Source organism: Rheinheimera sp., from assembly GCF_020217005.1.
GTDB lineage: Bacteria > Pseudomonadota > Gammaproteobacteria > Enterobacterales > Alteromonadaceae > Pararheinheimera.
In genome coordinates this window covers 1-10,000 of record NZ_JAIWOI010000184.1, presented here as the reverse complement: position 1 = coordinate 10,000, position 10,000 = coordinate 1, and the positions used below count along the sequence as shown (strand labels likewise).

Sequence of the window (10,000 nt, the reverse complement as noted above, 5' to 3'; positions counted from 1 at the left end):
CGTCCGCTGTACGGCTTACCGGATCAACCAGCTGAGCTATAGCGACAAAGGAGCTTTGTAGCAGTGCAATAAAGTCATTGAAGTTACGGGCCACAGCACCAAACTCGTCTTCAGAATCAATACTCAGACGACTGGATAATGAACCTTTACCTGAAGCTAATACCTGCAGTGAACTTGCCAGATTGTTGGCAGTTTTACTGATATTACGCCCAATGACATGGCCTACTACCGCCATAATAATCAATAACACTGTGCCAAAAGATACAATAATCAGCACGGAGCGCTCAGATGAAGCCGACATATCTACCAGTATCTGCTGGAAGTTATCGTCCGTTTGTTTCTCATAAGCAACAAAACCTGTTTTGGCTGTTTCATACAAAGCTGTTTTATTTTGAATAATGCCTTGTGCTGCACCCATATCTAAAGTGCCATCAATCATAGACTGGGCAATTTCTGCTGCGGCTTTGGCATAAGCTCCAAAGTTCTTTTCCAGTTGTTCCAACTGTTTCAGATTAGCCGTATCGAGTTTTTTCAACTGAGTCAGATTACTGACGACACGTTCTTCAGTCGCTTTGGCTGTGCTTAAAATATCCGGATCGGACAATGACACAGATTGAGTAAAAAATTCTTCAACAGCATTAAACTCAACCACGGTTTGTGAGGCAAGTTTTGAGCTGTCGTACATTTTATCTTTGATCAGTACAATGCTGTCGGCATTGCGGGCAGTAAAATAAATCGACGACGTCAGTACTATTAAAAAGGCTAAAATTGCTATCGCAATAATAAGCCAGATTTTCTTTAATAAACTCAGGTATTTCAGCATAAGTAGTATCCAGAGTATGGCTTACAACAAAGGCAGGTGAATGTCTTCACCTGCCTGAACAAGCTTTAGTTCAGAGTTAACGCAACTTTGACACTGCCAGTCACTGCACCTGAGCTGACATAGCCTATAGCTGCAGGGTTCTTCGCCACAGCATCCAGCACTTCCTGCTCTGAGGCCAGTTCTTTCGGCGGAGTTCCTTTACCCGTAAATACCAGTTTAGACCAATATGCTTTCATCTGGCTGGAGGAACGGCCCAGAGCTTTTTGATCGAAGTCAGCCCGTATCGCCACAGCTTCAGCCAGATTGACAGGCTCGGCTGCTTTACCATCAGTAAAACTTTTGGCGCGGCCAGTAAATATTTTGTTGATGTCATCCTGTGACAAAGTCGCAGCGTTGGACGGGTGAACTATCACTGCAACATTGGCAAAAGCCATAAAGCTCAGGGTCAGGGCAGGAATTAAGAATAATTTTTTTAACATGATTTGATTCCTTAAAACACCAGATCTACGCCAACAACCAATACACTGTCTTTGCGGTCAGCTGTTTTATTATCTGCATTAGTGTACTGAGCTTTAAATGCAGCCGAAGGGTGGAAGTCATAACGCACACCAAGGTTAATACTGTTGCGTTCTGTTTCCAGACTATTCACTAAACCTGCAACTGGTGCATAAATAGGTGAGGCAGAAGGAACACCAGCATAAATTTCAGTTTTTGCTTTGTTGTCTTCTTTCTCAAAAGATACATAAGGAGTGATATTGTCAAAACGATGGCCCAAAGAAATGTAATAGGACTCTTGATCAGAAATGAAAGAGTCTTCTACTTTAGCTTTGGTGATTTCAGATACAACCAGCCAGTCGTTTTTATCAATGTTAAAGCCTATACCGGCAAAAGAGCTGGATTCATCTACTATATCTAAGTTTTTGGCCAAAGCGCCAAGGCCAAAGGCTGTCAACTGAGCGTATAAACCTGCCGGGCTATCCAGTTGATCCACATAAAAAGTAGTTTTACCTGTCAGATAAGCCATGCGGAAGGAATATCCATCCTGACCCAGTTCCCAGGCAACGCCTGTGATATTTTCAATTTGTGCGTCTGCAACTGCGCTGCCTATAGAAGTATCCCCATCATAACTGCCGACAATAAATTGCAAAGAGGAGTCGAAGTTGCCTAAAGTGGTGGTGTGGTAAAGCGAAGCACCTTCGATATTATCAAAACCCAGGCCATAGACACTTTGTGGTACACGCGACCAGTCGTAGGCATAGCCTACATCACGGAAGTCAGAGTATTTGTAAAAAGGGGTTCTCAAACGGCCAGCGTTTACCCGCAGACTGTCTGATAAATCATAACTTAAAAAAGCCCATTCAAATTTGACGTCCCAGTCATCGGCGCCACGACCCAGCAGTTGAGCTGTCACGGAAAGTTTGTCACCAAGATCGGACTTAACCTGCAATGCAGCTAAGCTCTCATTTTTGAAACTGAAATCATCATCATAGCCGTAGAGTGAATCATCGCTACTCAGCGCCATACCACCTTTAATTGAAGCAAAACCATTAATATCAACCGCTGCATGGCTGGTACCAGACACAGCAGCAGCTATCATCATGGCCAGTAATTTACGTTTTAACATAGAGTACCCTCATCGATTTTATAGTGTTGTACGTTTTTGCAGGCTAAATTGCTTTAGCTTTTTAAAAATCACTAGTCGACCTTGACTAAGTTTTTGTTTTTTATATGTTCTGCAGCCCACTCTCTGGTCGGATTGCTCCAGAGGATGTAAGGGGGATTTTGTACCTTTTTGTAATTACATCTATTTTTATCGCACGAATTATACAACTCAGCGAAATGAATTACTAGTTTTTCTATATTTATCAAATTTTCGTTTTGTTTTTGGCGAAAAAACGCAACCCCTAGCCTTAACCATAGCTAAGAACACGGAGTTGGTTGATCTTTTTGTTTGATTTACAACAACTTTAGTCGCAATTGATGGCTACTAGCTTCTGTGGCTAGTGGCTGATGACTGGCGATAATCAGGATCTGCTGCTGGCAACGCTGGCGAAGTGCACTCAGCAGCTTTTGTATTGTGCTGGAGTCTAAGCCCACGAGTGGCTCATCAAGCAACAGAATACTGCAGTTTTGCAGCAGCAGTCGTGCCAGAGCAATGCGTCTGGCCTGACCGCCTGAAACGGCTACGCCATATTCTCCCAGAGGGGTCTCCAGGCCTTGAGGTAAAGCTGTCAGCCAATCCGTCAACTGAACATCTGCTAACGCCTGATACAGTTCCTTGTCACTGGCCTGGGCTCTGGCTAAACGTAAGTTGGCAGCCAGCGTCATATTAAACAAGCTGACCTGTTGTGATAGCAGGCCAATATGTTGCCGTTGTGTGAATGAGCTATAAAGCTGCAGATCCTGACCATTGACTAAAACCCTGCCAGACGCGGGTGTTAACCAACCAGCTAGAGTGCTGAGTAAGGTCGACTTGCCAACACCTGAAGGCCCCTGGAGCCAGAGTAGATCACCCGCTTTTAAGCTACAATCCACTGCCATAGTGCGTTGCAACGCGCCTGGATACGCCGCAGATAATTGCTGTAATTCAAGAGTTATAGGACCTGTGAGCTGACAGTAAGTGCCAGTTTCTGCTTCTGGCTGAATTTGATTTAACCGCTGTTTTGCCATAGCGCTGTCGGCCAGATGGCGGTACAAGCTGGCGAGTGGTAACCAGAGTTCAGGCAAAGCAAAAGTGGACATGAGCATAGCGACCAGGGCTGCAACACTGATTTGCTGCTCTGCCACTAAAGCTAATGCTGTGATCAACAGATGAAAACTCATCAGCGCCAAGCCACTTAACAGTAAAAACTGACAACTGAGTTCCAGCAACTGCTGACGCCATAACAGCTGTTGGTACTGCTGTTCTGTGTGTAGCCATTGCTGCTCTGCGGCTGTCCAGCCCTGATGCAGTTGTAACATAGTCAGAGCAGATAAAGGCTCAACGAGTTCTTGCCGACGCTTTGATGCCAGTTTGACCAGAGAGCAGGCGCCTTTATACCCCAGGAACAGAGCTAACACTGGTACAAGCAGCAAACCCAGTACATAGAACAAGGCTAGTTGCGCCAACTGTGGTTGCCACAACCAAAGCGCGACCAGCCAGGCCGAGCTAATCAGGCAAGTCCAGAACAGGGGAGCGACCAGACGCAAAGGCCATTGATCCAGTCTGTCTATGTCTGTGATCAGCCGCTGCAGTAAATCGGCCGATCTGCTACTTGGCCGAAAAGCGCTGGCTAAAAATCTTTGCATAAACCAAAGCCGCAATTGTTGCAGCAACAACAAGATAGCGTTGTGCGAGCTTAAGCGCTCAAAGTAACGGCCTGCAGTGCGGCTGATAGCAAAAAAACGGATCAAGGCGGCAGGGCCAAAATAGTTAAAACTGCCTGCGCTCGCAAGCTGTAAACCCGCCAAAGCAGAGGCGGTGATAAACCAGCCAGATACAGTGAGCAGCCCCATAATACTGGCCAAAGTTAAGGTGCCTAAGGTCAGACTAAGTAACCACCAGCGCCAGTGGGGGCGCATTAAAGCGACTAATTTCAGTTGGTTTTTCATTGGCCCTCCACCTGATAACTGGCTTGATACAGCGGATGAGCCTGAATTTCAGCTACTGTGCCTTTGGCGACAATACGACCTTGTTGCAGCAGCCAGACTTGGTCCAGCCAGTCCAGGCCTGCCAAATGATGAGTGGCCAGCAGCAGGGTGTTGCCTTGGGTGAGTAGTCGTAATTGCTGAAAATACAACTGTTGTTGCTCTGGCGGCAACATAGAGGCTGGTTCATCCAACAGCCAACACCAACTTTGTTTTAACAAAGCTCTGGCCAGAGCCAGCCGTTGCAATTGGCCACCGGACAATCCTATGCCGGCTTCAGCAAGTTCGGTGTCTAAGCCCATTGGCAAGGAAAAGACAAAGTCGGTACACAAAGCCTGCTGCAGCACCAGGTGCAACTCTTGTTCAGTCGCTTCTGGTTTTGCCAGTAATAAATTGCTGCGTAAGCTGCCACTTAACCACTGGCTGTGCTGGGACAGATAGACTAACTGTTGCCGCCATTGGGTCAGATCAAGTGTGGTGAGCAGATGTTCCCCTATACGGATTTGCCCTTGATTCGGCTGCTGAAATCCTAATAAAGATTCCAGCAGACTAGTTTTTCCTGCACCACTGGCGCCAATAATACCTATGCGCTGCGCTGGTAAAACTTCGGCCTGAATTTCTGTCAGCAAAGCAGTTCTGTGCTCTGAACCTTGTAATGTAATCTGCTGAAAGCTGATAGTTACTGGCTGTATAGCTGCTTTAACATTCCCACCAGCGCAAACAGGCAAAGCCCAAATCGGCGCCAGACTGGCAAAAGCAGCTTCAGCCTGAGCTTTGGCATGATAATCTGATCCCAGTTGACGCAAAGGGGCGTAAAACTCGGGCGCCATTAATAAAATAAACAGGGCGGGTTGGTAAGAGACAGGGATCTCCGCTTTGGCCCAGGGCAGTTCGCCCAATAAACCCAAACCCAGATACAAAGCTACTAAGGCTATGGCTAAAGATGCAAATAATTCCAGCACGGCGCCAGATAAAAAAGCTTTGCTTAACACGGACATAGTGCGTTTTCTATAGTCCTCGCTGGCATTATTCAGCCGGTTTAATACTTGTGGTTCAGCCTGTAATTGACGGATAGTTGCAGCGCCACGCAAAAACTCCAGAAAACGCCCGCCCAACAAACCCAAAGCCTGAACTTGCTGCTGACTCGCCTCCGCAGCTTTTTTACCCAATAAAATCATAAAGACGGGAATAAGAGGGGCTGTGGCTAGTAACAACATAGCTGCCAGCAGACTTTGGCTTGCTACAGCAACGGAGATAGCCAGAGGACAAAGCACAACCAGATAAAGCTGAGGAACATAACGGCTGATGTAGGGGTCTAGTGCATCCACTTGCTCCAGCAGCCGGGTGGATAAATCGCCATCAGAGGCAATACTTTGTCGCAGTGGACCTGCACTGCTGATGATGCCAACTAACTGCTTTCGGATTGAGGTACGTATAGCCTGACTTGCTCTAAGTCCAAGCAGGTCTTTAGCTGCCAGCAACAGAGGGCGTAGCAGCCAAAGTACTAAAATATGTAGCGGCAAATCCGTTGGGATTTGCTGCTGATGTAAAGCTAAATCACATAAAGTGGCCAGTAACCAGCACTGCCAGATCATCAGAAAAGTGGCCGTTGCTCCGAGCGCTATGGCCAGGTGCAAACGGCTCTTTTCTGACTGGACTAATTGCCTTAACGACTGCATTGACAGGCTGTCCCTTGCTATTAATTGACTTAGTTACTCTGATGGCTCGTTTTCTTCGCCAGGGTAGCCATTAAACTCCAGCCACATCGCATTGATAATGCCAAAAGAGCAGGCCAGCAACACGCCTAATATCCAGGTGAAATACCACATAAACTGCTCCTTAATACAATGAATGAGTGTTACTGCTGATGGAGTTGCGGTTTAAGCGGCCCCACATTTTCCAATAACACCAGATGGTGTAGCCCAGTACTATAGGAACAAAGACACATGCGACCACAAACATGATTTTTAACGTCAGTTCGCTCGACGTGGCATCCCACATGGTCAGACTATGATTTGGCATACTACTGGATGGCATGATAAAGGGAAACATGGACACACCCACTGTCATAATCACGCCGGTGATGGCCAGTGAAGAAGCCACAAAGGCTTGCCAGCCTTTAGCCAGTTTGCTGAACAATGCTGACAGCAGGAACGCCGCAACACCCAGTACTGGGAAGATCCATAGGATAGGGTAGCTCTCATAATTATTCAGCCAGGCTCCACTGCTGACTTCCACCGTTTTAGTTACAGCACTGTTCACCGCATTGCTGTCGATCAGACTGGTCACTTTATAGCCCATGCCTGCGGAGGCCAACCATAGGCCTGCAGCGATAAACAACACTGCAGCTAAGCTTGCGCTGATCAACGACACAGCTTCGGCCCGTTGGCGCAGAGGCGCTTCGGTTTTCATTTGCAAATAACAAGCGCCTTGATTGATGAACATCAACAGGCTAAAAACACCAACCAACAAGGCAAAGGGGTTTAATAGAGCCCAAAATGAGCCTGTGTAGTAAATCCGCAGCAATTCGTCAAAGTGGAAAGGAACACCCTGCAGCAGGTTACCAAAAGCCACACCAAAGATAATGGGTGGTATGGCTGAACCCGCAGTTAAAGCCCAGTCCCAGTTACTACGCCACTTAGCATTATCCAGCTTAGAGCGGTAATCAAAACCTATTGGACGCAGGAATAAGGCGGCCAGTGTCAGCATCATCGCCAAATAAAAACCGCTGAAGGCTGTGGCATAAACCGGAGGCCAGGCGGCAAATAAAGCGCCACCTGCAGTAATGAGCCAAACCTGATTACCATCCCAGTGCGGTGCTACCGCATTGATCAAAATCCGGCGCTCAGTGTCATCGCGTCCTATGACTTTTAACAGTGCACCCACACCCATATCAAAGCCGTCGGTTACGGTAAAACCTATCAGCAACACGCCCACCAGTAACCACCAGATAAAGCGTAAAAATTCATAATCCATGTTAAACCTCCCGGGCCTGTTCGCCGTAATACTTGCCGGTATGGATAGAAGCAGGGCCTTTGCGGGCGAAATGCTGCATCAACCAGACTTCGATGATCAGAAACACTGTATAAAGTGCGGTGATAGCCAATAAACTGATCCAAATCTCTGAGGCAGTTAACTGTGAGGCCGCTATATGAGTAGGTAATATTTCACCCACGGCCCAAGGCTGACGGCCATATTCAGCGACAAACCAACCTGCTTCACAGGCAATCCATGGCAGAGGTAAAGACAGCAGCGCGGCTTTAAGCAACCAACGTGGTTTTTCCGGTGTACGTTTGGCACTGTGATAAAAAGACAGAGCAAAAACGACAAGCATGATAAAGCCTGCGGCCACCATCACACGGAAAGACCAGAACATAGGAGCGACTTTAGGAATGCTGTGCTGAACTGCCATTTCTACCTGTTCTGCCGTCGCGTTGACCGGGTCATCAGTGTAGGCCATTAGCAGCAAGCCATAGCCTAAGTCATGTTTTACCGCATCAAAAGCCGCGATATTTTCCGGAGTTTTTTCACCTGCACGCAGTTTTTTCAGCAGACCATAAGCGGTTTGGCCGTTGACAATACGCTGACGGTGAATTTCTTTCAGCTGTGCAAGTCCCATCACTTCTTTATCCAAAGAACGGGTAGCCACTAGGCCCATAGCGCCTGGGATTTTCAGGGCGTAGTCGGTGCTTTGGGTTTCTTCGTTTGGAATACCGAATAGGGTGAAATCTGCTGGTGCTTCGTGGGTTTTCCATTCAGCTTCTACTGCAGCCAATTTAACTTTTTGCACATCACCCAACTCATAACCAGACTCGTCACCTAATACGATGACTGACAAAGCGCTGGCTAAACCAAAAGCTGAGGCAATGGCAAAACTACGGCGGGCAAAAGCTAAGTCGCGGCCTTTGAGCATATACCAGGCTGAAATTGCCAGCACAAACATAGCGCCTGTGACATAACCTGCAGAGACGGTATGCACAAATTTCACCTGAGCTACAGGGTTAAATACCACTTCACTAAAGCTGACCATTTCCATACGCATGGTTTCGAAATTAAATTCAGCCCCGACAGGGTGTTGCATCCAACCGTTGGCAATCAGGATCCATAAAGCAGATAAGTTTGAGGCTAAAGCCACCAGCCAGGTCACGGCTAAGTGTTGCACTTTGCTCAGCCTGTCCCAACCAAAAAAGAACAAGCCGACTAAAGTAGACTCAAGGAAAAATGCCATCAGGCCTTCAATAGCCAAAGGCGCGCCAAAAATATCGCCAACGTAGTGGGAGTAATAAGACCAGTTGGTGCCAAACTGGAATTCCATCGCTATGCCTGTGGTCACACCTAAAGCGAAGTTGATGGCAAACAGCTTGCCCCAGAATTTGGTCATGTCGCGGTAAATTTCTTTACCCGTCATCACATAGACTGACTCCATAATAGCCAGCAAGAAAGTCATACCCAAGGTTAAGGGTACAAATAAGAAGTGATACATTGCCGTAGCGGCGAACTGTAACCTTGATAGTTCTACAACATCCATTCGGATTGCTCCTCCATATGGAACTGTGGGTCTGGTCCGTTAGTTTGAATAAAGCACCAGTCAGTAGCTAAAACTCATACACAAGAATGAGTTAAGGCTAAATTACGCCTTTTGTCTGTTTGCTGTGTTGACGCTGATCAATAAAAATTGCCGGGAAATGAGCTCAGAGTGGAAAATTTGATAAAAATCGCAGTTGTTATTCTGTTACCATCCAATTTAACATCAAGCTAGTGAAGGCTGTAGGTATGAAAATTTTAGTGATAGGCGCAGGTTGGTTAGGAACTCAACTGGCGACTCAACTTAAAGCAGATGGCCATGAGTTATGGCTTAGTAGCCGCAGCGCGGCTAAATCTTCTGTCTTGACTGAACACTTTGGGCATTTTGTATTAGACCTCGGACAATCTGTCAGACCTACTACTGAACTAACAGCTTTGTTTAAGGACGCAGTTGTTATTTGCACTGTGCCTGCCAGCCGCTCCGATGGGGAAGGTTACACCAGAGCTGTTGCTCAATTGGCTACTCTGATGAAGCAGTTAGGCTCAATAGCCTGTATTCATCTGAGCAGCACCGGCATCTATGAAGGCCTGGTCGGGGACGTTGATGAGCAAAGCCAATTGCAATTATCTGACCCTCGAATTGAATTACTGGCCGTTGGTGAGCAACTACTCAGAGTCGCTTTGCCTTGCTGTACTTTACGTCTGGCAGGTTTAATTGGTCCTGGCCGCCATCCGGCGCGGTTTTTATCTGGTAAACAGGCTGGTGCCGCTGATGTTGCGGTAAATATGGTACATAGCAGTGATATTTGTGCTGCGGTTTCAGCCATAGTGCAGCAGCAGTTATGGCCAGAGCTGTTTAATTTATCCAGCCCGCAGTTTTGTTCCAAGGCGGAGTTTTATCTGACCGCCTGTGAATTAGCCTCTTTACCAGCTCCGGTGTTTGAATCTAAAAGTACAGCAACCCCAAGTCGCAGAGTTAGCAGCGCAAAATCTCAGACAATTGCTGGCTTTCACTACCAGTTTGAG

9 protein-coding genes are annotated in these 10,000 nt (G+C 47.0%); 1 reads left to right on the top strand and 8 read right to left on the bottom strand.

Going from position 1 to position 10,000, the window contains the following annotated elements; translation table 11 throughout:
• From LDL40_RS08970 to LDL40_RS08935, 8 genes are all read right to left on the bottom strand, one after another.
• On the bottom strand, nucleotides 1–823 hold an 823-nt coding region (locus LDL40_RS08970), incomplete at its 3' end, for a methyl-accepting chemotaxis protein (RefSeq protein WP_300994962.1).
• Nucleotides 824–888: 65 nt separating this feature from the next.
• The gene (locus tag LDL40_RS08965) at nucleotides 889–1,302 is read right to left on the bottom strand and encodes a phosphate ABC transporter substrate-binding protein (protein ID WP_300994961.1); all 414 of its coding nucleotides are present in this window, start codon (nucleotides 1,300–1,302) and stop codon (nucleotides 889–891) included.
• Nucleotides 1,303–1,313: 11 nt separating this feature from the next.
• The gene (locus LDL40_RS08960) at nucleotides 1,314–2,447 is read right to left on the bottom strand and encodes a hypothetical protein (RefSeq protein ID WP_300994959.1); all 1,134 of its coding nucleotides are present in this window, start codon (nucleotides 2,445–2,447) and stop codon (nucleotides 1,314–1,316) included.
• Between the two features lie 332 nt (nucleotides 2,448–2,779).
• Nucleotides 2,780–4,414 carry an amino acid ABC transporter ATP-binding/permease protein gene (locus tag LDL40_RS08955; RefSeq protein ID WP_300994957.1) on the bottom strand — a complete coding sequence of 545 codons (1,635 nt, stop codon included), beginning with the start codon at nucleotides 4,412–4,414 and terminating at the stop codon, nucleotides 2,780–2,782.
• A complete protein-coding gene (cydD, locus tag LDL40_RS08950) occupies nucleotides 4,411–6,129 on the bottom strand; it encodes a thiol reductant ABC exporter subunit CydD (RefSeq protein WP_300994955.1) in 1,719 nt (572 codons plus the stop codon). The genes LDL40_RS08955 and cydD overlap by 4 nt, the downstream gene beginning before the upstream one ends.
• 33 nt (nucleotides 6,130–6,162) lie before the next feature.
• On the bottom strand, nucleotides 6,163–6,279 hold the full coding sequence (gene cydX, locus LDL40_RS08945) for a cytochrome bd-I oxidase subunit CydX (RefSeq protein ID WP_053425345.1): 117 nt from the start codon (nucleotides 6,277–6,279) through the stop codon (nucleotides 6,163–6,165).
• 10 nt (nucleotides 6,280–6,289) lie between these two features.
• Entirely contained in the window at nucleotides 6,290–7,426 is a 1,137-nt protein-coding gene (gene cydB / locus LDL40_RS08940; protein ID WP_300994952.1) for a cytochrome d ubiquinol oxidase subunit II, read from the bottom strand.
• Nucleotide 7,427: 1 nt separating this feature from the next.
• Nucleotides 7,428–8,978 carry a cytochrome ubiquinol oxidase subunit I gene (locus LDL40_RS08935; RefSeq protein WP_300994950.1) on the bottom strand — a complete coding sequence of 517 codons (1,551 nt, stop codon included), beginning with the start codon at nucleotides 8,976–8,978 and terminating at the stop codon, nucleotides 7,428–7,430.
• Nucleotides 8,979–9,223: 245 nt separating this feature from the next.
• On the opposite strand from LDL40_RS08935, the gene LDL40_RS08930 reads away from it, so the two are divergent.
• Nucleotides 9,224–10,000, top strand: a 777-nt coding sequence (locus tag LDL40_RS08930) for an NAD(P)-binding domain-containing protein (protein ID WP_300994949.1), incomplete at its 3' end; no start/stop codon positions are given.